This is a genomic window from Nonomuraea maritima (assembly GCF_900100395.1).
Lineage (GTDB): Bacteria > Actinomycetota > Actinomycetes > Streptosporangiales > Streptosporangiaceae > Nonomuraea > Nonomuraea maritima.
Genome location: NZ_FNFB01000014.1, coordinates 1 through 20,810, shown reverse-complemented (window position 1 = coordinate 20,810; position 20,810 = coordinate 1). Strand labels below are relative to the sequence as shown.

Annotated in this window: 22 protein-coding genes and 1 tRNA gene; 19 read left to right on the top strand and 4 right to left on the bottom strand. The window is 68.6% G+C overall.

Going from position 1 to position 20,810, the window contains the following annotated elements:
- Nucleotides 1-156: 156 nt before the first annotated feature.
- The 4 genes from BLR04_RS21930 (at nucleotide 157) to BLR04_RS21915 (ending at nucleotide 5,371) form a co-directional block, all read left to right on the top strand.
- Nucleotides 157-2,064, top strand: a complete 1,908-nt coding sequence (locus tag BLR04_RS21930; protein ID WP_090768424.1) for an acyl-CoA dehydrogenase family protein — start codon at nucleotides 157-159, stop codon at nucleotides 2,062-2,064.
- Nucleotides 2,065-2,263: 199 nt separating this feature from the next.
- Nucleotides 2,264-3,532: an extracellular solute-binding protein gene (locus BLR04_RS21925; protein WP_090768421.1), complete on the top strand. Its 1,269-nt coding sequence runs from the start codon at nucleotides 2,264-2,266 to the stop codon at nucleotides 3,530-3,532.
- A gap of 67 nt (nucleotides 3,533-3,599) precedes the next feature.
- Nucleotides 3,600-4,484 (top strand): carbohydrate ABC transporter permease, encoded by an 885-nt coding sequence (locus tag BLR04_RS21920; RefSeq protein ID WP_245740407.1) that lies wholly within the window; start codon nucleotides 3,600-3,602, stop codon nucleotides 4,482-4,484.
- Nucleotides 4,484-5,371 (top strand): carbohydrate ABC transporter permease, encoded by an 888-nt coding sequence (locus BLR04_RS21915; protein ID WP_176903234.1) that lies wholly within the window; start codon nucleotides 4,484-4,486, stop codon nucleotides 5,369-5,371. The genes BLR04_RS21920 and BLR04_RS21915 overlap by 1 nt, the downstream gene beginning before the upstream one ends.
- Nucleotides 5,372-5,402: 31 nt before the next feature.
- On the opposite strand, the gene BLR04_RS21910 is transcribed toward BLR04_RS21915, so the two are convergent.
- Nucleotides 5,403-6,143: a class I SAM-dependent methyltransferase gene (locus tag BLR04_RS21910; RefSeq protein ID WP_090768415.1), complete on the bottom strand. Its 741-nt coding sequence runs from the start codon at nucleotides 6,141-6,143 to the stop codon at nucleotides 5,403-5,405.
- A gap of 124 nt (nucleotides 6,144-6,267) precedes the next feature.
- On the opposite strand from BLR04_RS21910, the gene BLR04_RS21905 reads away from it, so the two are divergent.
- Nucleotides 6,268-6,807, top strand: a complete 540-nt coding sequence (locus BLR04_RS21905; RefSeq protein ID WP_090768411.1) for an RNA polymerase sigma factor — start codon at nucleotides 6,268-6,270, stop codon at nucleotides 6,805-6,807.
- The gene (locus BLR04_RS21900) at nucleotides 6,794-7,798 is read left to right on the top strand and encodes a hypothetical protein (RefSeq protein WP_090768408.1); all 1,005 of its coding nucleotides are present in this window, start codon (nucleotides 6,794-6,796) and stop codon (nucleotides 7,796-7,798) included. Before BLR04_RS21905 ends, BLR04_RS21900 begins: the two co-directional genes overlap by 14 nt.
- Here BLR04_RS21900 and BLR04_RS21895 read toward each other — a convergent pair.
- Nucleotides 7,787-8,809 (bottom strand): adenosine deaminase, encoded by a 1,023-nt coding sequence (locus tag BLR04_RS21895; RefSeq protein ID WP_090768405.1) that lies wholly within the window; start codon nucleotides 8,807-8,809, stop codon nucleotides 7,787-7,789. The genes BLR04_RS21900 and BLR04_RS21895 overlap by 12 nt on opposite strands.
- A 160-nt stretch (nucleotides 8,810-8,969) precedes the next feature.
- Between BLR04_RS21895 and BLR04_RS39835 the strand changes: the two genes are divergently transcribed.
- Nucleotides 8,970-9,632, top strand: coding sequence for a hypothetical protein (locus BLR04_RS39835; RefSeq protein ID WP_143022136.1), 663 nt, complete (start codon nucleotides 8,970-8,972; stop codon nucleotides 9,630-9,632).
- A 10-nt stretch (nucleotides 9,633-9,642) separates the two neighbouring features.
- Here BLR04_RS39835 and BLR04_RS21885 read toward each other — a convergent pair whose 3' ends face one another.
- Entirely contained in the window at nucleotides 9,643-10,851 is a 1,209-nt protein-coding gene (locus BLR04_RS21885) for a pyridoxal phosphate-dependent aminotransferase (RefSeq protein ID WP_090768399.1), read from the bottom strand.
- Between the two features lie 168 nt (nucleotides 10,852-11,019).
- On the opposite strand from BLR04_RS21885, the gene BLR04_RS21880 reads away from it, so the two are divergent.
- From BLR04_RS21880 to rplL, 8 genes are all read left to right on the top strand, one after another.
- Nucleotides 11,020-11,092, top strand: a tRNA-Trp gene (locus BLR04_RS21880).
- 77 nt (nucleotides 11,093-11,169) lie between these two features.
- Entirely contained in the window at nucleotides 11,170-11,415 is a 246-nt protein-coding gene (secE, locus tag BLR04_RS21875; protein ID WP_176903218.1) for a preprotein translocase subunit SecE, read from the top strand.
- Nucleotides 11,416-11,489: 74 nt separating this feature from the next.
- Entirely contained in the window at nucleotides 11,490-12,251 is a 762-nt protein-coding gene (gene nusG / locus BLR04_RS21870) for a transcription termination/antitermination protein NusG (protein ID WP_090768393.1), read from the top strand.
- A gap of 118 nt (nucleotides 12,252-12,369) precedes the next feature.
- Nucleotides 12,370-12,801 carry a 50S ribosomal protein L11 gene (gene rplK, locus BLR04_RS21865; RefSeq protein ID WP_090768390.1) on the top strand — a complete coding sequence of 144 codons (432 nt, stop codon included), beginning with the start codon at nucleotides 12,370-12,372 and terminating at the stop codon, nucleotides 12,799-12,801.
- Nucleotides 12,802-12,868: 67 nt separating this feature from the next.
- Nucleotides 12,869-13,588, top strand: coding sequence for a 50S ribosomal protein L1 (rplA, locus tag BLR04_RS21860; protein WP_090768387.1), 720 nt, complete (start codon nucleotides 12,869-12,871; stop codon nucleotides 13,586-13,588).
- A 237-nt stretch (nucleotides 13,589-13,825) separates the two neighbouring features.
- Complete coding sequence (locus BLR04_RS21855; RefSeq protein WP_245740406.1) at nucleotides 13,826-14,650, top strand: SCO4651 family lipoprotein; 825 nt, start codon at nucleotides 13,826-13,828, stop codon at nucleotides 14,648-14,650.
- 238 nt (nucleotides 14,651-14,888) lie between these two features.
- A complete protein-coding gene (rplJ, locus tag BLR04_RS21850; RefSeq protein WP_090768384.1) occupies nucleotides 14,889-15,413 on the top strand; it encodes a 50S ribosomal protein L10 in 525 nt (174 codons plus the stop codon).
- Between the two features lie 69 nt (nucleotides 15,414-15,482).
- Nucleotides 15,483-15,875, top strand: a complete 393-nt coding sequence (gene rplL, locus BLR04_RS21845) for a 50S ribosomal protein L7/L12 (RefSeq protein ID WP_090768381.1) — start codon at nucleotides 15,483-15,485, stop codon at nucleotides 15,873-15,875.
- A gap of 81 nt (nucleotides 15,876-15,956) precedes the next feature.
- On the opposite strand, the gene BLR04_RS21840 is transcribed toward rplL, so the two are convergent.
- Nucleotides 15,957-16,343 carry a nuclear transport factor 2 family protein gene (locus tag BLR04_RS21840; protein WP_218129106.1) on the bottom strand — a complete coding sequence of 129 codons (387 nt, stop codon included), beginning with the start codon at nucleotides 16,341-16,343 and terminating at the stop codon, nucleotides 15,957-15,959.
- Between the two features lie 85 nt (nucleotides 16,344-16,428).
- On the opposite strand from BLR04_RS21840, the gene BLR04_RS21835 reads away from it, so the two are divergent.
- From BLR04_RS21835 to rpoB, 4 genes are all read left to right on the top strand, one after another.
- The gene (locus BLR04_RS21835; RefSeq protein WP_090768375.1) at nucleotides 16,429-16,992 is read left to right on the top strand and encodes a TetR/AcrR family transcriptional regulator; all 564 of its coding nucleotides are present in this window, start codon (nucleotides 16,429-16,431) and stop codon (nucleotides 16,990-16,992) included.
- A gap of 175 nt (nucleotides 16,993-17,167) precedes the next feature.
- Nucleotides 17,168-17,668 carry a hypothetical protein gene (locus tag BLR04_RS21830; RefSeq protein ID WP_090768370.1) on the top strand — a complete coding sequence of 167 codons (501 nt, stop codon included), beginning with the start codon at nucleotides 17,168-17,170 and terminating at the stop codon, nucleotides 17,666-17,668.
- A complete protein-coding gene (locus tag BLR04_RS21825) occupies nucleotides 17,665-18,162 on the top strand; it encodes a hypothetical protein (protein ID WP_245740405.1) in 498 nt (165 codons plus the stop codon). Before BLR04_RS21830 ends, BLR04_RS21825 begins: the two co-directional genes overlap by 4 nt.
- A 446-nt stretch (nucleotides 18,163-18,608) precedes the next feature.
- Nucleotides 18,609-20,810 (top strand): DNA-directed RNA polymerase subunit beta (rpoB, locus tag BLR04_RS21820; protein WP_090768367.1); only part of this gene is annotated, 2,202 nt, incomplete at its 3' end.

Here is a 20,810-nt window from a genome sequence, read left to right as displayed (position 1 = left end):
GACATGTGCCATCCGTCGGGGAAACGACCTTGACGAAGGTCAAGTGGTCGAAGCGCCAACTCTCGCCGGTCGTACAAAATCGGGTTATAAACGGGCGCAGGACGCCGTGACGCGGGCAGTACTCCTACACCACACGACGGACGTCGGGAGAGTGCCATGACCGAGACCGAGCACACCAAGCCGGAGCTCAAGGCCGCGGAACAGGCCGGGTACGCCGAGTCGAGGGAGGTCGGCGAGCAGGCGCGCGAGAAGGAGTGGACGCGTCCCAGCTTCGGCAAGCAACTGTTCCTCGGCGACTACCGGCTCGAGCTGGTGCACCCGGTGCCCGCACTGCCCGCCGAGGACGCGCGGCGCGGCGAGGAGTTCGTCCGCGCGCTGCGCCGCTACCTGGAGGCGCACGTCGACCCCGCGCTCATCGAGCGCACCGCGCAGATCCCCGACGAGGTGGTGAAGGGCCTCGCGGAACTCGGCGCGTTCGGGATCACCATCGAGCGGCAGTACGGCGGCCTGGGCCTGCCGTACCTGTACTACTGCCGTTCCCTCATGCTCGTCAGCTCCTACAGCCCCGCGCTGGCCACCCTGCTGTCGGCGCACCAGTCGATCGGCGTGCCGCAGCCGCTCAAGCTCTTCGGCACCGAGGAGCAGAAGCGGGAGTTCCTGCCCCGGTGCGCGCGCGGCGAGATCTCGGCGTTCCTGCTGACCGAGCCCGACGTCGGCTCCGACCCGGCGCGCCTGCACACCACCGCCGTCCGCGACGGCGACGAGTACGTGCTCGACGGCGTCAAGCTGTGGACGACAAATGGCGTCGTCGCCGACCTGCTCGTGGTCATGGCCCGCACCGGCAAGAAGATCAGCGCGTTCGTCGTCGAGGCCGACTCTCCCGGCATCACCGTCCAGCGCCGCAACGCCTTCATGGGCCTGCGCGGGATCGAGAACGGCGTGACCGAGTTCCGCCAGGTCAGGGTCCCGGCCGGAAACCTCATCGGCAAGGAGGGCCAGGGCCTGAAGATCGCCCTGACCACGCTGAACACCGGCCGCCTGTCGCTGCCCGCGACGTGTGCGGGCACCATCAAGTGGGCCCTGAAGATCGCCCGCGAGTGGGGCAACGAGCGCATCCAGTGGGGGCGCAAGGTCGGCCGGCACGAGGCCGTCGCCACCAAGATCGCGTTCATCGCGGCCACCGCGTACGCGCTGGAGGCGGTCATGGAGCTGACCGCCCGCCTCGCCGACGACCGCAGCAACGACATCAGGATCGAGGCCGCTCTGGCCAAGCTGTACGGCTCCGAGATGTCGTACCGGGCGCTGGACGAGCTGGTCCAGATGCGCGGCGGACGCGGCTACGAGACCGCCGAGTCGCTCGCGGCGCGCGGCGAGCGCGGGGTGCCGGCCGAGCAGATGCTGCGCGACTCCCGCATCAACCGCATCTTCGAGGGCTCATCGGAGATCATGCACCTGATGATCACGCGTGAGGCGGTGGACGCCCACCTGTCGGCCGCCGGGGAGCTGATCAACCCCGACGCCTCCCGCGGCGAGCGCGCCGAGGCGCTGCGCCGGGCCAGTGCCTTCTACGCCAGGTGGCTGCCGTCGCTGGTGGCCGGCACCGGCAACCTGCCCACCTCGTACGCCGCCTTCGGCCCCCTCGCAGGGCACCTGCGCTTCGTGGAGCGGACCAGCAGGAAGCTCGCGCGGTCCACCTTCTACGGCATGTCGCGCTGGCAGGGCAGGCTGGAGCACAAGCAGTCCTTCCTCGGCCGCATCGTGGACATCGGGGCCGAGCTGTTCGCCATGACGGCCACCTGCGTCAAGGCCGTGGAGGACGCCAAGGACCTCGGACGCCGGCCGTTCGAGCTGGCCGACACCTTCTGCCACCAGGCGCGCAAACGGGTGGACGGGCTCTTCGAGCAGTTGTGGGACAACAGCGACAGCCAGGACGTCCGCCTCGCGGGGTACGTGCTCGACGGCCGCTACACGTTCGTGGAGGAGGGCGTCCTCGACCCGTCTATCGACGGCCCGTGGATCGGCACGCCGGACGGCGGTGAGGACGTCCGGCGGAAGATTCACTGAGACCGGTCTAGACCGGTGAGTCCCGGAGGGTGTCCTCAGTGTTGCCAAACCGCAATGACGCGGTATAGACCGCCTGGTGAATTCGGGCTTACGCTGACGCAAACGCGAGCGAGCCCTGTGTTCGCACGCCCCCATCCCCCCAGGGCTGGTACGGACCAGTGTCCACCCGCCCGACGAGAAGGCGGTATCTCCAGTGAACATGAAGCTTGTGGGCGGCGCCGCTCTCGGCCTTGCCACGGTGCTGGTCCTGTCCAGCTGCGGCTCCGGCGGGTCTGGCGGCGGAGGTGACACCCAGGCCGGCGGCGACGGTCAGGTCACGCTCAAGATGGTCGCCGCCGACTACGGCGACGGCCCCGGCAAGCCCAACTCGGGCGAGACGTTCTGGAAGGGCGTCGTCGACGAGTTCCAGGCGGCCAACCCCACGATCAAGGTCGACGTCCAGGTCATCAACTGGAACGACATCGACAAGCAGGTCGCCACCATGGTCCAGAACGGCCAGGCGCCCGACATCCTGCAGACCGGCGACTACTCCGGCTTCGTCCAGGACAAACTGCTCTACAAGGTCGACGAGGTCCTCTCGCCGAACGTCTCCGGCGACCTGCTGCAGAAGTTCGCCGACTTCGGCAAGGTCGACGGCACCGCGTACGGCATCCCGTTCGTCTCCTCGGCCCGCGCCCTGTTCTACAACAAGGACCTGTTCAGCAAGGCCGGCATCGCCGAGCCGCCGAAGACCTGGGACGAGCTCAAGGCCGCCGCCGAGAAGCTCAAGGCCGCCGGCGTGACGCAGCCGTTCGGCCTGCCGCTCGGCCAGGAGGAGGCCCAGGCCGAGTCGTTCCTGTGGATGCTCGGCAACGGCGGCGGCTACAAGGACGCCTCGGGCAACTGGGCGATCAACTCGCCGCAGAACGTCGAGACCTTCACCTACATGAAGGGCCTGGTCGACGCGGGCCTGACCACCCCCAACCCGGGCACGAAGGACCGCAAGACGGTCTGGGAGGACTTCGGCGCCGGCAAGGTCGGCATGGTCAACGGCGGCCCCATGTCCATCCCGATCTTCGATGCGGCCGGCCTGAAGAACTACGGCATCGTGCCGATCCCCGGCAAGACCGGCCCGCTCGACACCACGCTCGGCGTCATGGACTGGATCATGGCGTTCAACCAGAACGGCCACGCCGCCGAGATCAAGAAGTTCTTCGACTTCTTCTACACCGGCAGCGCCGCCGAGAAGATCTCCGAGCTGTACAAGCTGCTGCCCGTCACCAACGGCGGCATCCAGAAGCTGTCGGGCGACGAGCAGCTCAAGCCGTTCCTCGACGCGCTGCCCAACGCCAGCTTCTACCCGTTCCAGGACCACAACTGGCCCACGGTGAACACGGCGATCAAGCAGACCATCGGCGGCGCCGTCAAGGACGACCCGGCCGCGGTCCTCGGCGAGCTGCAGAAGACCGCCGAGTCGGCGAACGGCTGACCCACACGGGATCCGCGTACGGCCGGCGCCCGCCCGCGCCGGCCGTACCGTCCTGGAAAGGTGTTCCATGAGAAGGTTGCGCGCCCTCGAACCCCTCGCCTGGGTCGGGCCCGCCATCGTGCTGATCGCGCTGGTCGTGATCTGGCCGGTGATCGAGATGATCAGGTCGTCGTTCCTCGAGATCAGCCGGTTGGGCGTGGTGCGCGGGTGGACCGCCGGTGACAACTACGTCAAGCTGTTCGGCGAGAAGGACTTCGCCGACATCATGCTCCGCAGCGTCATCTGGGTGGTCGCGGTCGTCGTGCTCACCGTGGTGGTCTCGCTGGCCCTTGCCCAGCTGTTCAACCAGCACTTCCCGCTGCGCAAGGTCGCCCGGTGGGCGCTCATCGCGCCGTGGGCCGCGTCGGTGCTGATGACGGCGATCATCTTCAAGTGGATGCTCGACCCCGAGGTCGGCGTGATCAACCAGATCCGGGTGAAGCTCGGGCTGATCGACGCCATGGGCGGGGCCGCCGCCGACCAGCTCGGCGACGCCTCGACCGCCATGCCGTGGCTGGTGTTCGTGGCCGTCTTCGTGTCGGTCCCCTTCACCACGTACGCGCTGCTGGCCGGTCTCGCGACCATCCCGTCCGACGTGTACGAGGCCGCCAAGATGGACGGCGCCGGCCGGTTCCGTACGTACTGGTCGATCACGCTGCCGCTGCTGCGCCCCGCGCTCACCGTCGCGGCGCTGATCAACATCATGAACGTCTTCAACAGCTTCCCGATCATCTGGGCGATGACCCACGGGCAGCCGGGCTACTCGACGGCCACGTCGACGATCTTCATGTACATCCTCAAGGGCTCCGACATCGGTGAGTCGGCCGCCATGTCCGTCGTCAACTTCGGCATGGTGATCGTGCTGACCGTGATCTTCCTGCGGGTCTCGCGGTGGAACAAGGAGGTGGCGTGATGGCCGTCGACACCGCGCCGGCGCGGACGGGCTCCCGTCCGCAGGCCAGGCCCGGCCGGGGCGCCACCCGCCGCCTGCCGAAGCTCAAGACCGTCGTCATCGCCGCCTCGGCGTACGTCATCGCGTTCCTGTTCCTGTTCCCGTACCTGGTCATGGTGCTGACCTCGCTGCGGTCGCAGGAGTCGCTGCGCGACGTGTCGTTCTGGCCGGACGAGTGGGTGTGGTCGAACTTCACCGACTTCTGGAGCAGCGGCCTGGCCGGCAACCTGTGGGTGACGATCAAGGTCGCCGCAGGGGCGACCGTGCTCGTGCTGCTCGTCGCGCTGCCGGCGGCGTACTACTCGGCGCGGCACCGGTTCAGGGGACGCACGGCGTTCCTCATCCTCGTGCTGATCACCCAGATGTTCCAGCCCACGGCGATGGTCGTCGGCATCTACCGGGAGTTCTACCAGTTCGGGCTGGTCGACTCGACCTGGTCGCTGATCCTCGTCAACGGGGGCTTCAACCTGGCATTCGCGGTGTGGATCCTCAACGCCTACTTCTCGTCGATCCCGCGTGAGCTGGAGGAGGCGGCGTTCATCGACGGCAACGGCCGTTTCGGGGCGTTGTTTCGGATCACCCTGCCGCTCGCCATGCCGGGCGTCATCACCGCGCTCATCTTCACGTTCATCGCCGCCTGGAACGAGTTCGTGGTCGCGCTGACCCTCACCACGTCGAGCGAGAACAAGCCGCTGCCGGTCGCGCTCAACTCGTTCATCGGGCAGTACCAGGTCGACTGGCAGAACCTGTTCGCCGGCTCGGTGATCGCGACGATCCCCGTGATCATCCTGTTCGCGCTGATCGAACGCAAGGTCGTCAGCGGCCTGACCGCCGGCTCGATCAAGTGAGTCCCGCCCCGGGCCTCCCGGGGCGGACCGCTCAGCGCTGCTGCGGCACGCGCGCCACGCAGAGCACCGTCTGCCCGAACGGCACCCGGAAGAACCGCTCGATGAGCCGCGTCAGCGGCACCACCGTGCGGTCGTAGATCTTGACAAGGCGCGGGTCGGGGTAGCCGACGCCGCCCCGGCGCACCGCCACCCACCAGGCGAGGCCGCCCAGGAAGTTGATCGGCTTGAGCACCTCGACGTCGAGCCCCGCCTTGGCCACCGCGGCGCCCAGCGTCTTCGGGGTGTAGCGCTGGACGTGGCCCACCTTGCGGTCGAAGTCGCCGTACAGCTGCATGTAGCCGGGTACCCAGATGATGATCCGTCCGCCCGGCAGGGTGACCCTGGCCAGCGAGCGCAGCGCCTCGGCGTCGTCCTCGATGTGCTCGAGGACGTTCATCATGACGACTGTGTCGACCTTGTCCTCGAGCGGGATGTTTGTCGGCAGCCCGAACTGCAGCACGCTGATGTCGTCGCGGCCGGCGAAGCGCTTCTCCAGCTGCTCGACGCAGTAGGGGTCGAAGTCGCTGACCACCAGGCGGTCGAGCCGCGGCAGGAACTGCTCGGCGAAGTGGCCGAGACCCGAGCCGATCTCCAGCATCGAGCGGCCGACGTGGGGGGCGACCATGTCGAACTCGTACTGCCGGTAGTTCCTGGCCTCATCCCCACCCAGGTGGTTCTCCAGGGCCTCGTCACCGGCCGCAGGTTGAACTACACGGTCATACCCAGAAGACATAATCCCGTTCCTTCGAAGGGCTCACGGATTGCCCGAGTCTAATGCCCCGGGCCGGGGCGGGTTTCACACGATCGCGCAAATGCCCTTCCCTGAACGGGCGCTTTGCGGTGGAATCTGGTGAGTCATGGACGACGACGAGGCCATCGCGCGCTCCCTCGACGGCGACCTCGCCGCCTACGAGGCGCTGGTCGCCCGCTACAGCCCGCTGGCCCACCGCACCGCGGCCCTGCTGGGCGCCGGTGACGAGGCAGAGGACGTCGTCCAGGAGGCGTTCGTCAAGGCGTTCCGCGCCCTCGCGGGGTTCCGGCGCGAGTCGCCGTTCCGGCCGTGGCTGCTGCGCATCGTGGCCAACGAGACGCACAACCTGACCCGCTCGCGCGGGCGCAGGACCGAGCTGGCGCTGCGGGTCGGCGCCACCGCCGACCCGGTCGCGCCCGACGACCCCGAGGGCGCGGCCCTGGCCGCCGACCGGCGCGCGCGCCTCCTGACCGCCGTACGGTCGTTGCCGGAACGGGAACGCGAGGCGGTGGTGTGCCGGTACTTCTTACAGCTGTCGGAAGCGGAGACCGCCCAGGTGCTCGACCGTCCCGTCGGGACCGTCAAGTCCAGCACCCACCGCGCCCTGGCCCGGCTGAGGAAGGAGGTAGGCCATGACCTCCCCTGACCCTGACCGCCCAGCCACCCCACCCGACCCGCGAGACACTCCGACGCACCCGCAGAACGCCCAGAACCCGCACGACCCGCACGCTTCGTCGTCCGACCCGGGAGGGGCCCCGTCCCACCCGCATGACCCGCCCGCCGGCCCGCCTGCGGGCGGGGTCGGCGGTGGCTCGGAAGGTGACGTCCTGTTCGAAGGGCTGGAGGCCGAGCTCGTCGCGCTCGGCACGCTGATCAACGTGCCCGCGCCGCCGCCCGCCGACGTGGCCGCGGCCGTCCGAGCCCGCCTCGACCCGAGCGCCGCGCGGCCGGACCCGAGCGCCGCGCGCCTGGGCCCGCGTGCCGCCCGTCCGAGCGCGGCCCGCCCGGACGCCGCGCGGCCGAGCGGTGGCCGAGGTCGACGGCTGCTGCCCCGCCGTGGGCCGCGGAGGCGGTGGACGGTGATCGCGGCCGTGCTGGTCGCCGTCGTCGCCGTCACCGCGGCCACCCCCCAGGGCAGAGAGGCCGTGGTACGGGTACTGCGCTTCGCAGGGATCGAGCTGCGCGTCGAGCAGGACACGCCACCGCCCGTCACCACCACGTCCGCCCTGCCGGGCGAGCACACCGTCCCCCTGACCGACCTCCAGGGGAAGCCGGGGATCAAGGCCCCGTCCGAGCTCGGCCCGCCGGAACGCGCCACGGTGTCCGACGGCGGCAGGGTCGTGTCGATGTTCTGGCCGAACGGCATCCGGTTCGACCAGCTGGAGGGCGTCGTCGACCCGATGTTCGTCAAGCAGCTCGGCCCGCGCATGCCCGTCCCCGCCCGGGTGAACGGCCGCACCGCGTGGTACATCCCCGGCGAGCACCCGCTCGGCTACCTGCGCCGCGCCGACGGCAGCGTGCTGCCCCTGCGCCAGGCCGGCCCCACCCTCATCTGGAACGACGACACGCGCACGTTCCGCCTGGAAGGCGCGAGAACGCAGGAGGAGGCCATCAGGATCGCCGGGTCACTCCGGTGAGGCCGCCAGCCAGTCGTCCACACCCTTGAGCAGCTCCTTGCGCACCGACTCCGGGGCCGCCGATGACCGTACGGACTGCCGGGCCAGCTCGGCCACCTCCTCGTCGCCGAAGCCGTAGACCTCGCGGGCCAGCTCGTACTGACCCAGCAGCCGCGTGCCGAACAGCAGCGGGTCGTCGGCCCCGAGCGCGATCGGCACCCCCGCCTCGAACAGGCGGCGCACCGGTACGAGCTCCGAGCTCTCGGCCACCCCCAGCCCCACGTTGGACGTCGGGCACACCTCACAACAGATCTGCCGCTCGGCCAGCCGCTGCATCAGCCACTCGTCCTCGGCCGCGCGCACGCCGTGGCCCAGCCGGTCGGCCCCGAGGTCGTCGACGCACTGCGCCACGCTGCGCGGCCCCATCAGCTCGCCGCCGTGCGGCACCGCCAGCAGCCCGCCCCGCTTGGCGATCCGGAACGCCCGCTCGAACTCCCTCGCCTGCCCGCGCCGCTCGTCGTTGGACAGCCCGAACCCCACCACGCCCTTGTGGGTGTACTGGGTGGCGAGCCTGGCGAGGGTGTTCGCGTCGAGCGGATGGCGGGTGCGGTTGGCCGCCACGATCGTCGCGATGCCGACACCCGCGTGCCGCGCGGCCTGCTCCACCGCGTCGAGCATGAGTTCCAGCGTGGCGGTCAGACCACCGAACCGCTGGGCGTACCCGGACGGGTCGACCTGGATCTCCAGCCACCCCGACCCGGCGGCCGCCTCGTCCTCGGCGGTCTCGCGGACGAGCCGGTAGACGTGCTCCGGCTTGGTCAGCACGGACCTCGCGATGTCGTACAGGCGCTGGAACCTGAACCAGCCCCGCTCGTCGGTCGCCCGCAGCTTGGGTGGCCAGTCCTGTTCGAGCGCGTCAGGCAGGTGCAGACCCTGCTCCCTGGCCAGCTCGATGAGCGTCGAGTGCCGCATCGACCCGGTGAAGTGCAGGTGGAGATGAGCTTTCGGAAGCGCGTGCAGCGGCCTTGCCATTCGCATATCTTGCCACCTGGCCCTCACCGGATCGGCCCGTTCGCGCGCCGGGAAGGCGTGGTCGCCCGGCCGCGAACTCCTGGCGAGCGCGGCCTTCGCCTGTCGCTTCTGTAGGAGACTAGAGAGCCCTTCACCCACAACCACGACGTACGGGGGGACGATGCGGCGACCGGCGGCGGCGTTCGTCCTGTGCCTGGTGGGCGCGCTCTCGGCGTGCGGCGTGGGCCTGCCGGGCGACCGGGGGAGCGACCACCCGAGCCCCCGGGCGAGCCACAGTGCGAGCCACGGTAAGGGCCACAGTACCGGTCACAGCGCCGGTCACAGCGGTGGTCACAGTGCGGGCGCGAGCACGCAGGGGAGCGGCCGCGCCAGTGAACCCGACGACGACGCCGTGCCCAGGCCACGGGTCTCCCGCTCGCCGCTCGCCTCGTCCCTCGCCTCGGGCGACCTCACCCTGTCATGTGGCGGCGGTCGCGGGGTGGAGGTGCCCGAGCTGTCCGGCCTCGCGCCGGCCGGCTCGTTCGCGAGCCTGCCCAGCCTCGACCTGCCGCTGAAGGTCAAGGGCCGCATATGGAGGGACAACGACGAACGGCTCTACGTCGGGGTCGTGTGCGGCGTGCGTCAACCCGAGCAGTTCGCCACGCTGGTCGCCAGCTCCACGCTGACGGCGTACAAGGGCAAGCCGGCGCTGCGCTGGGTCACGCGCACCGGCGTGCGCAACTTCATGTGGCTCGACCGGCCGGGCACCGCCGTCTACATAGGCGCGACGCCCGGCCTGGCCGCCGAGATGGAGCCGCTCGCCAACGACATCACCGAGCGTTGACGGGCCCGCCTCAGCGTGCCGTCGAGAGCAGCTTGGCCATCCGGCTGACGCCCTCGACCAGGTCGTCGTCGCCCAGCGCGTACGACAGCCTGAAGTAGCCCGGCGTGCCGAACGCCTCGCCCGGCACCACGGCCACCTCGGCCTCCTCGAGGATCAGCTCGGCCAGCTCGCTGGACGACTGCGGCCGCCGGCCGCGCAGCTCCTTGCCGATCAGCTCCTTCACCGTGGGATATGCGTAGAACGCCCCCTTCGGTTCCGGGCAGAACACGCCCGGGATCTCGTTGAGCATCCTGACCATCGTCTGCCGCCGCCGGTCGAACGCCGTACGCATCTCCGCCACCGCCGACAGGTCGCCGGTCACCGCCGCCAGCGCCGCGATCTGGGCGACGTTGGAGACGTTGGAGGTGGCGTGCGACTGCAGGTTGGTCGCGGCCTTGACCACGTCGGACGGGCCGATCAGCCAGCCGACGCGCCAGCCCGTCATGGCGTACGTCTTCGCCACGCCGTTCAGGATCACCACGCGGTCGCCCAGCTCGGGCACGGCCGTGGCGATGCTGGTGAACTCGGTGCCGCCGTACACGAGGTGCTCGTAGATCTCGTCGGTGACGACCCAGAGGCCGTGCTCGGTCGCCCACCTGCCGATCGCGACGGTCTCCTCGCGCGAGTAGACCGCCCCCGTCGGGTTGGACGGCGAGACGAACAGCAGCACCTTCGTACGGTCGGTGCGCGCCGCCTCCAGCTGCTCGACGCTCGCCAGGTAGCCCGTGGACTCGTCGGTCACGACGTCGACCTGGACACCGCCGGCCAGCTTGATCGCCTCGGGATAGGTCGTCCAGTACGGCGCCACGACGATGACCTCGTCGCCCGGGTCGAGCAGCGTCGCGAACGCCTGGTACACGGCCTGCTTGCCGCCGTTGGTGACGAGCACCTGCGAGGCCTCGGCCGCGTAGCCGGAGTCGCGCAGAGTCTTGGCCGCGATGGCCTGCTTCAGCTCCGGCAGGCCGCCGGCGGGCGTGTACTTGTGGAAGCGCGGGTCGCGAGCCGCCTCGACCGCGGCCTCGACGATGTAGCCGGGCGTCGGGAAGTCGGGCTCGCCCGCGCCGAAGCCGATGACCGGGCGCCCGGAGGCCTTCATCGCCTTCGCCTTGGCGTCGACGGCGAGCGTGGCGGACTCGGAAATCGCGGAGATCCGCGCGGAGATTCGGGGTCGGGTGGACATGTGTCCATGCTCCCACGCGACCCCGACACGCGCGTGACCTGGGCGATCAGTTTCGGGTTCGACGTACCGGGCATTCCCCCGTATGCTTTCGCCTGGTCCTTCCGCCGCATGTCGCTGAGCGGATCGGTCCAGGCAGTGAGTCGATCAGGGTAGTCTGGTCAACGACATAGGGCACTGGCGCAATTGGTAGCGCACCGGTCTCCAAAACCGGCGGTTGGGGGTTCGAGTCCCTCGTGCCCTGCGAGTGCGGTCCGCGCAATAATTGGCGTGTAAGCGCGCCGCAAAACTGCGTTGGATACGACAGATCAGGTGAGGACTGTGGCGATCGACACGCGCGGCGAGACCGCGGACAAGCCCAGTGGCGAAAAGAAGACGCGCACTTCTCCTGCCCTCTTCTACCGCCAGGTGGTCAACGAGCTCCGCAAGGTCATCTGGCCTACCCGCAAAGATCTCATCACCTACACCACGGTCGTTCTGGTATTCGTTCTGATCATGGTCGCGATCGTGTACGGGCTCGACAGCGCCCTGGGATGGGCGGTTCTCCGGATCTTCGGCGGAGCCTGAGCGAGACGCCGCCGGTGCACGCCTGACGGAGTCGCCATTCGATTCGACGAAACGACGAAAGAGGAAGAGTCACCGTGTCCGAGTCTTCAGTTCCGGCGGAGGACCCCCGCGACGAGTGGGGCGACGAGCTGGAAGAGGCCACTGCGGAAGCCGAGGAGTCGGCTCTCGAAGAGGCCGAGGTCGCGGAGAGCGACGAGACGGCCGAGGCTGAGGCTTCCGCTGATGAGGGTGCCGATCTTCCCGACGTCGACCCCGTCGAAGAGTTCAAGAGTACGCTGCGCGGTCAGCCCGGCGAGTGGTACGTCATCCACTCCTACGCCGGTTACGAGAACCGCGTGAAGTCCAACATCGAGAGCCGCAACGTGTCGCTCAACATGGAGGACTACATCTACCAGGTCGAGGTGCCGACGCACACCGTCCAGGAGTTCAAGAGCGGCAAGAAGGTGCCGGTCAAGGAGCGTGTGCTGCCCGGCTACGTGCTGGTGCGCATGGACCTGACCGACGAGTCGTGGGCGGCCGTCCGCAACACGCCGGGTGTCACCGGCTTCGTGGGCCTGTCCAACAAGCCGAGCCCGCTCAGCCTCGACGAGGTCGCCAAGCTACTGGCGCCCGAGCCGAGCGAAGAGGCCAAGAAGGCGACGACCAAGGCGGCCGCCGGCCCCGCGGTCGAGTTCGAGATCGGCGAGTCCGTCACGGTCATGGACGGCCCGTTCGCCACGCTGCCCGCCTCGGTCAGCGAGATCAGCCCCGAGTCGCAGAAGCTCAAGGTGCTCGTGTCGATCTTCGGCCGTGAGACGCCGGTCGAGCTCTCGTTCAACCAGGTCTCGAAGATCTAAGACGATCACATACACTTAGACGTTCGGTCGGCCGCCCCTCGCGAAGGGCGGCCGCCGACATGTCCGGGCCGCGCCCGCGGGCCGGACGGCATCGCAATAAGGACCCGGAGAAGGACACATGCCTCCGAAGAAGAAAATCGCCGCACTGGTGAAGGTCCAGCTTCCCGCTGGCCAGGCCACCCCGGCGCCGCCGGTGGGTACCGCCCTCGGTCCTCACGGCGTCAACATCATGGACTTCGTCAAGCAGTACAACGCTGCCACGGAGTCCCAGCGGGGCAACATCATCCCCGTTGAGATCACCATTTTCGAGGACCGCAGCTTCACCTTCATCACGAAGACGCCGCCGGCGCCTGAGCTGATCAAGAAGGCCCTGGGTCTCGACAAGGGCAGCGCGGTCCCGCACCGCGACAAGGTGGGCAAGCTCAGCCGCGAGCAGCTGCGCAGCATCGCCGAGACGAAGATGCCCGACCTCAACGCCACCACGATCGAGGCGGCCGAGAAGATCATCGCCGGCACCGCCCGGTCGATGGGCATCACCGTCGCCGAGTAAGACCTCTTCCCAGCAGTTGTGGGAGGGCCGTCGCAAGGCCGGCCCGTACACCACTAGGAGTCAAGAAATGCAGCGCAGCAAGGCGCACAAAGACGCGGCAGCCAGAATCGACCGCGACAAGCTGTACTCGCCCGTCGAAGCCGCGAAGCTGGCCAAGGAGACGTCGACCACCAAGTTCGACGCCACCGTCGAGGTCGCGCTCCGGCTGGGCGTCGACCCTCGCAAGGCCGACCAGATCGTGCGTGGCACGGTCAACCTTCCGCACGGCACCGGTAAGACCGCCCGGGTCCTGGTCTTCGCGACCGGTGACCGTGCCGAGGCGGCCCGCGAGGCGGGCGCCGACATCGTCGGTGCCGACGAGCTGATCGACGAGATCGCCAAGGGCAACCGGCTCAACGAGTTCGACGCCGTGGTGGCCACGCCCGACCTCATGGGCAAGGTCGGTCGCCTCGGTCGCGTCCTCGGTCCGCGCGGCCTCATGCCGAACCCCAAGACCGGCACGGTGACGCCCGACGTCGCCAAGGCCGTGACGGAGATCAAGGGCGGCAAGATCGAGTTCCGTACCGACCGGCAGGCCAACCTGCACTTCATCATCGGCAAGACGTCGTTCGAGGAGCGCCAGCTCATCGAGAACTACGCCGCCGCGCTCGACGAGGTGCTGCGTCTCAAGCCGTCGGCCGCCAAGGGCCGCTACCTGAAGAAGGTCACCTTCTCCACGACGATGGGCCCGGGCGTCCCGGTCGACCCCAACGTCACCCGCGGCCTCACGGCCGAGCTCGAGGGCTGACCCAGCCTCACCAGCTCGAAGGGCCCCACCCGGTTCGCCGGGTGGGGCTTTTTCGCGTTCAGGCCCGGCCTGCCCGTTCCATGTGGGTCCCTCGCTGTGGTGGGTAGAGGGCCCAGGTACAGGTGGGGTGGGGTATATGAGGGATCTGTGCAGACCGTGTTAGGGAGAACCCCGGGTTTTCCCTGATTTGTGCCGGGAAGGCGCCACGGCGAGTCCACGCAAACGTAAGGTCAAAGCATGCTGAAGCGCACGATAAGTATGACCGCGGCCGGGGCCGCACTCGTAGTGGCCGCTGTCGCCGGATGCGGATCGAACGTTCAGCCCATCCAGGTCAAGCTGGCCGCGGCGGAGGTGCTCACCCAGGCCGCGCGGAAGACCGCGCAGGTCACGAGCTACACGGTGGACGCCGTCGTCAACGTCAAGCACCCGCAGCAGGGCGGGGGCAAGATGCAGGGGCGCATGGTCTACCAAAGCCAGCCGCAGCTCGCCGCCGACCTCACGCTGGACACCGTCGACATGGCCGGACGCAGCCTGCCGGGCGGCGCCCGCGCCGTGCTCCAGGGCGACACGCTGTACGTCAAGGTCTCGGCGCTCCAGGACCTGCTCGGCTCGTCCAAGCCGTGGATCAAGGTCCCGCTCACCGAGCAGGGCGGTTCCACCGAGGTGAGGCAGCTCCTCGACCAGATCCAGCGGTTCGACCTCGGCAACATGACCCAGCTCGTCACGGCCTCGCAGGACGTCAAGGCCGTCGGCACCGAGAGCGTCAACGGTGAGGACGCCACCCACTACAGCGGCACCTTCCCCGTGGACGTCGCCGTCCAGCAGTTGCCGGCCGACCGGCAGGAGCAGGCCCGCAAGGGACTCGCCGAGATGGAGGACGTCGCGTTCGACATCTGGGTGGCCGCCGACGGGCTGCCGCGCAAGCTGGCCATGAACGGCTCCAAGCAGGGCGCCACGCTCGACGCCACGCTGCTGTTCAAGGACTTCAACAAGGCGGTCTCCATCGAGGCCCCGCCGGCCGACCAGGTGGGCGAACTGCCGCAGAGCGCCCCCACCAACTGAGAACGATTTGGAAACTCGGCGGCCAGCACGTACTCTGGTCGTTGCCAAAGACCGCCGGTCGTCGTCAGGTGCTCCAATCCTGGCGACCGAAGGATCCACGTGATGTGGACGGCCAGCGCAGGTGTGATACGAGTTTTCCACATGGTGTGATCCGTGTGCGTGAGCCCCGTGCGCCCCTGCGCCGGGGCTGTTCTCATTTCCTGGGTCCTTCGCCGGTGGCACATCTGGAAGGAGGCCCATGGCGAGGGCGGATAAGGCGACAGCGGTTGCCGAGCTCAAGAACGAGTTCGAAGGCAGCAGCGCCGCCGTTCTGACCGAGTACCGCGGTCTCACCGTCGCTCAGCTCAAGGAGCTGCGCGTCTCTCTCGGTGAGAATGCGAAGTTCGCCGTGGCGAAGAACACCCTGACCAAGATCGCGGCCAACGAGGCCGGCGTGATGGGTCTGGACGACCTGCTGGTCGGCCCCACTGCCGTCGCCTTCGTCAAGGGTGACGTCGTTGAGGCTGCCAAGGGCCTGCGTGACTTCGCCAAGGCCAACCCCCTTCTGGTGATCAAGGGCGGCGTCCTCGAGGGCAAGACGCTCGACGCCACCGAGATCACCAAGCTCGCCGACCTCGAGTCCCGCGAGGTTCTCCTCGCGAAGCTCGCCGGTGCCCTGAAGGCGAAGCAGAGCGCTGCTGCCGCGGTGTTCGCCGCGCTGCCCACGCAGATGGCCCAGCTGGCCGATGCGCTGCGGGCCAAGCGCGACGAGGCGGGCGAGTAGCACGGGGGTTGCCGCACGACCGCGGTCCCGTACCTAGTTTTCAGCAAGTCCTAACGTAAGGAAATCATCATGGCGAAGCTCAGCACCGACGAGCTGCTCGACGCGTTCAAGGAGATGACCCTCCTCGAGCTGTCCGAGTTCGTGAAGCAGTTCGAAGAGGTCTTCGACGTCAAGGCCGCCGCCCCGGTCGCCGTTGCCGCCGCCCCCGCCGCCGCTGGTGGTGGCGAGGCCGCCGCCGCTGAGGAGCAGGACGAGTTCGACGTCATCCTCGAGGCCGCCGGCGACAAGAAGATCCAGGTCATCAAGGAGATCCGCGCCCTCACGTCCCTGGGCCTCAAGGAGGCCAAGGACCTGGTCGACGGCGCTCCGAAGCCGGTCTTCGACGGCAAGGTCAACAAGGAGCAGGCGGAGAAGGCCAAGGCTGCCCTCGAGGGCGCCGGCGCCACCGTCACCGTGAAGTAAGTTCCCTCACTTCACGCAAGACGCTCTTCGGAAAGAGGCGGACACACCCTGGTGCCGGGTGTGCCGCCTCTTTCTGTTTTCTCAGGCCGCGCGTACGCGGGCGATGGCGCTGGTGTCCATGTAGTCCCTGGTGTGGACGATCTCGCCGTCCCTGATCCGCAGGACGAGCAGGCCGGGGACGGTGATCGACCGGCCGCCGGCCGTGACGTGCGTGTCCTGTTCCACGACGACGACGCCGGGTTCCTGCGTGCAGTGCAGCGCCAGGCGGCGTACCTCCTGGACCTTCATGCCGCTGGAGTCCCACATCGCGTGGTAGCCGGCGCGGATCTGCTCCCTGCCGACGTACGGCGGCAGCCCTCCGAACGGGAACTCGTGCAGGCCGTCCTCGGCGTAGAGGGCCGCCAGGTCGTCGGCCGACTTGTGCAGCATGGCGGCGTGGTAGCCGTTGACGATGTCCTCGATGTCCATGGGCCGTCCCATTCGCTCAACAAGTGTTGACTCAACGAGCGTAGAGCGAAAAAGTGGCGTGGGTCAACGCATGTAGGGTCGTCGCGTGGGCGAAGTGGTTCCGCGGGCCGAGAGGCGGCGCCGCACCGAGGGGCGGATCCTCGACGCGGCCAGGTCGCTGTTCGCCGAGGTCGGCTACGAGCGCGCGACCATCAGGGCCGTCGCAGGGGCCGCCGGCGTCGATCCGGCGCTCGTGATGCAGTACTTCGGCAGCAAGCAGCAGCTCTTCCAGCAGGCCGTGAGCGTGACGCCGGTCGGCGGGGAGGCGCCGGGCGCCGACGAGGTGGTCGAGCACGTGCTCGGCACCCTGGGCGTCAAGATGGGGCGGCTGCCGGAGAGCTCGCTGGCCATGCTCCGCTCGATGCTCACCCATCCCGAGGCGGCGGCGTCGGCGCGGCGGCTGCTCGGTGAGCAGATCGACCGGGTCGCCGGCTCGCTGTCCGGCGACGACGCGCGGCTGCGGGCGGCGCTGCTGACCGTGGTGATGCTCGGCGTGACGGTGGGGCACCAGCTGCTCGAGCTGGAGGAGCTTCGCGAGGTGCCGCAGGAGGACCTCGCCCGGCTGCTGCGTCCCGCTCTGCGCGCTCTGGCGGGTTCCGAGCATTCCTGACGCGCCGGCCGCCAAAGCCGCTCAGCGGAGCTCTCAGGGCCGTACGGAGGGCATCCACGTGGCGGGGTCGATTGCCCGGCACGTGGCGTGGCAGACCAGGTCGGTCGTTCTGGGAGCTCCGGGCGTGAGTGTCGCGTTATGATCCGGCGGACCGGGCCGGAAGGGGTGAGCGGACGTGGCGGGACTGTCCGTACGGCCTGCCCGCATCCTCATCGCGGCGCTCAGCGGCGTGCTCGCGGTGCTCGTCGGCACGGGCGCGTGGATCGCCGCGGAGGCGCGCGACGAGCAGGGCAGGGCAGGCGACAGACGGGCGGCGCTGGAGGCCGCGGGCGCGCACGCGACGAACCTGATGTCGCTCGACTACCGCACGGTCGACGCCGACATGGGGCGCATCCTCGACACCTCCACCGGGGCGGCCAGGGCCGAGTACGTCGCCAACGCCGGCAGGCTCAAGACCACGACCGTCGACAACAAGGTGGTCCAGACCGGTGTGCTGCGCGCCACGGCGCTCGCGACCATGACCGCCACCGTGGCGAGGGTGCTCGTCGTGGGCGACGTGGAGATCCGCTGGGACGGCTCCGACAGCCCGCCCCAGGAGCGCTACTACCGCTGGCAGATGGACCTCGCCAAGTCCGGCGCCCGGTGGCTGGTGTCGAAGGTGGTGCAGGTGCCGTGAGGGCGTTCACGATCATGCTGCTGAGCGTCCTCGTGGCGGCGGGCGCGGTGCTGGTGCCGACCATGTGGTTCAACCTGCGTGACCTGCGCGCGGCCGAGACGGCCGCGTCGGAGGCCGTGGCCGTCGCGAAGAAGGCGGCGCCCGCTCTGCTGTCGTACAACTACCGGACGGTCGAGGCCGACCTCGCGCGGGCGGGGGCGTACACGACGGGGGAGCTGACCAGGCAGTTCAAGCAGCTGGCCACCACGCTGGTGCCGAACGCGAAGGAACAGAAGATCGTGCAGACCGTCTCGGTGGCGGGCGCGGGTGTGGAGCGGGCCGACGCGGATCGCGTGGAGGTTCTGCTCTTCGTGAACACTGGTACCGTCAAGGAACTCTCCGGCGGGGAGGGGCCGCAGCAGCAGTTCACGCAGAATCGCGCCAGGTTCGTCATGGAGCGGCAGGACTCCCGCTGGCTGGTGTCCGGGATGTCCACACTGCTCGGGACCGCCTGAGGGCCGACGGGTGATGGGCGCGTCGCTACGTTCAATTGTTACCAAAATTCTGGTTTGGCGAAGCCCAAGACCGGGGTAAGCCAAGTCACAGCCACATCGGTTGTCGGTATGGGTTCGACCCCCGGTGTGACGGAGCGTTAACCGCCCCCGTTCGCGGGTATCGTCTTGGGCCTGGCGGTAGGCGATCAGTCACGCAGGGGAGAAAACCCAGCGTCCGGCCCTTGAGGCGGCTGAAAGTCGGGCTTGCGGGCTTGACGTTTCCGCCTGAACGGGCGATGCTGCGACCAACGTGGAGCATGCAGCGAGAGCGAAGTGGACAGGCGTGTGCCGTTCGGCTACACTGCCCCTTTGCGCTGCCCTTTGACGACCCGCGATGCTTGCTCACGTTGCGAGGTTGTCTGGCGTGCGTGTAGTCAGTCCGCCGCGAGCCCTCGGAAGGACATCTGTTGGCAGCCTCGCGCAACGCCTCCGCCGTACCCGCTGGTCCCCGTCGCGTCTCTTTTGCGCGCATCCAGGAGCCGCTCGAAGTTCCTGACCTTCTGGCCCTGCAGACCGAGTCTTTCGACTGGCTGCTCGGAAACGAGAAGTGGAAGGCCCGGGTAGAGGCGGCTCGTCAGGCCGGGCGCAGGGACGTCCCGACCCAGTCGGGTCTCGAAGAGATCTTCGAAGAGATCAGTCCGATCGAGGACTTCTCGGGGACCATGTCCTTGTCGTTCCGCGACCACCGGTTCGAGCCGCCGAAGTACTCCGTAGACGAGTGCAAAGACAAGGACATGACCTTCTCCGCCCCGATGTTCGTGACGGCGGAGTTCATCAATAACACCACTGGTGAGATCAAGAGCCAGACGGTGTTCATGGGCGACTTCCCGCTCATGACGCCGAAGGGCACGTTCATCATCAACGGCACCGAGCGTGTCGTGGTCTCGCAGCTGGTTCGCTCTCCTGGCGTCTATTTCGAACGCTCCGTCGACAAGACGTCCGACAAGGACCTCTACGGCTGCAAGGTCATCCCGTCGCGGGGTGCCTGGCTCGAGTTCGAGATCGACAAGCGCGACAGCGTCGGTGTGCGTATCGACCGCAAGCGCAAGCAGGCCGTCACCGTGCTGCTCAAGGCGCTGGGATGGACGAACGACCAGATCCTCGAGCGCTTCGGCCAGTACGAGTCGATGCGGGCGACCCTGGAGAAGGACCACACGGCCGGCCAGGACGACGCGCTGCTCGACATCTACCGCAAGCTGCGGCCGGGCGAGCCGCCGACCAAGGAGTCGGCGCAGACCCTGCTGGAGAACCTCTACTTCAACCCCAAGCGCTACGACCTGGCCAAGGTCGGTCGCTACAAGATCAACAAGAAGCTCGGGGTCGACTCTGAGATCACGCAGGGCACGCTGACCGAGGACGACATCGTCGCCACGATCGAGTACATCGTCCGCCTGCACGCCGGCGAGGACTCGATGCCGGGCGCCAACGGCGAGGTCATCGTCGAGGTCGACGACATCGACCACTTCGGCAACCGCCGTCTGCGCAGCGTCGGCGAGCTCATCCAGAACCAGGTCCGCCTGGGCCTGGCCCGCATGGAGCGCGTCGTCCGCGAGCGGATGACCACGCAGGACGTCGAGGCGATCACGCCGCAGACCCTGATCAACATCCGCCCCGTGGTGGCGTCGATCAAGGAGTTCTTCGGCACCTCGCAGCTGTCGCAGTTCATGGACCAGACCAACCCGCTGGCCGGTCTGACGCACAAGCGGCGTCTGTCCGCGCTGGGCCCCGGTGGTCTGTCGCGTGAGCGGGCCGGCTTCGAGGTCCGTGACGTGCACCCGTCCCACTACGGCCGCATGTGCCCGATCGAGACCCCTGAAGGCCCGAACATCGGCCTCATCGGCTCGCTGGCGTCGTACGGCCGGATCAACGCCTTCGGCTTCGTCGAGACGCCCTACCGCAAGGTCGTCGACGGCCGGGTGACCGAGCAGATCGACTACCTCACCGCCGACGAGGAAGACCGCTACGTCAAGGCGCAGGCCAACACCACGCTCAACCCCGACGGCTCGTTCGCCGAGGCTCGCGTCCTGGTCCGCACCAAGGGCGGTGAGACCGAGCTCGCGCGTGCCGAGGAGGTCGACTACATCGACGTGTCGCCGCGCCAGATGGTGTCGGTGGCCACCGCGATGATCCCGTTCCTCGAGCACGACGACGCCAACCGCGCGCTCATGGGCTCCAACATGCAGCGCCAGTCGGTGCCGCTGCTCAAGAGCGAGGCGCCGCTGGTCGGCACCGGCATGGAGTACCGTGCCGCGACCGACGCGGGCGACGTGATCAGCGCCGAGAAGGCGGGTGTGGTCGAGGAGGTCTCGGCCGACTACGTCACGGTCATGAACGACGACGGCACGCGGTCGACGTACCGGGTGGCCAAGTTCAAGCGCTCCAACCAGGGCACCAGCTTCAACCAGAAGCCGATCGTGGCCGAGGGCGACCGGGTCGAGGTCAACCAGGTCATCGCCGACGGCCCCTGCACCGACAACGGTGAGATGGCGCTGGGCAAGAACCTGCTGGTGGCGTTCATGCCCTGGGAGGGGCACAACTACGAGGACGCCATCATCCTGTCGCAGCGTCTGGTGCAGGACGACGTCCTGTCCTCGATCCACATCGAGGAG

Coding starts and splice junctions, on each gene's coding strand:
- BLR04_RS21930 (WP_090768424.1), top strand. CDS start 157: ATGACCGAGACCGAGCACACCAAGCCGGAGCTCAAGGCCGCGGAACAG.
- BLR04_RS21925 (WP_090768421.1), top strand. CDS start 2,264: ATGAAGCTTGTGGGCGGCGCCGCTCTCGGCCTTGCCACGGTGCTGGTC.
- BLR04_RS21920 (WP_245740407.1), top strand. CDS start 3,600: ATGAGAAGGTTGCGCGCCCTCGAACCCCTCGCCTGGGTCGGGCCCGCC.
- BLR04_RS21915 (WP_176903234.1), top strand. CDS start 4,484: ATGGCCGTCGACACCGCGCCGGCGCGGACGGGCTCCCGTCCGCAGGCC.
- BLR04_RS21910 (WP_090768415.1), bottom strand. CDS start 6,143: ATGTCTTCTGGGTATGACCGTGTAGTTCAACCTGCGGCCGGTGACGAG.
- BLR04_RS21905 (WP_090768411.1), top strand. CDS start 6,268: ATGGACGACGACGAGGCCATCGCGCGCTCCCTCGACGGCGACCTCGCC.
- BLR04_RS21900 (WP_090768408.1), top strand. CDS start 6,794: ATGACCTCCCCTGACCCTGACCGCCCAGCCACCCCACCCGACCCGCGA.
- BLR04_RS21895 (WP_090768405.1), bottom strand. CDS start 8,809: ATGGCAAGGCCGCTGCACGCGCTTCCGAAAGCTCATCTCCACCTGCAC.
- BLR04_RS39835 (WP_143022136.1), top strand. CDS start 8,970: ATGCGGCGACCGGCGGCGGCGTTCGTCCTGTGCCTGGTGGGCGCGCTC.
- BLR04_RS21885 (WP_090768399.1), bottom strand. CDS start 10,851: ATGTCCACCCGACCCCGAATCTCCGCGCGGATCTCCGCGATTTCCGAG.
- rplK (WP_090768390.1), top strand. CDS start 12,370: ATGCCTCCGAAGAAGAAAATCGCCGCACTGGTGAAGGTCCAGCTTCCC.
- rplA (WP_090768387.1), top strand. CDS start 12,869: ATGCAGCGCAGCAAGGCGCACAAAGACGCGGCAGCCAGAATCGACCGC.
- BLR04_RS21855 (WP_245740406.1), top strand. CDS start 13,826: ATGCTGAAGCGCACGATAAGTATGACCGCGGCCGGGGCCGCACTCGTA.
- rplJ (WP_090768384.1), top strand. CDS start 14,889: ATGGCGAGGGCGGATAAGGCGACAGCGGTTGCCGAGCTCAAGAACGAG.
- rplL (WP_090768381.1), top strand. CDS start 15,483: ATGGCGAAGCTCAGCACCGACGAGCTGCTCGACGCGTTCAAGGAGATG.
- BLR04_RS21840 (WP_218129106.1), bottom strand. CDS start 16,343: ATGGACATCGAGGACATCGTCAACGGCTACCACGCCGCCATGCTGCAC.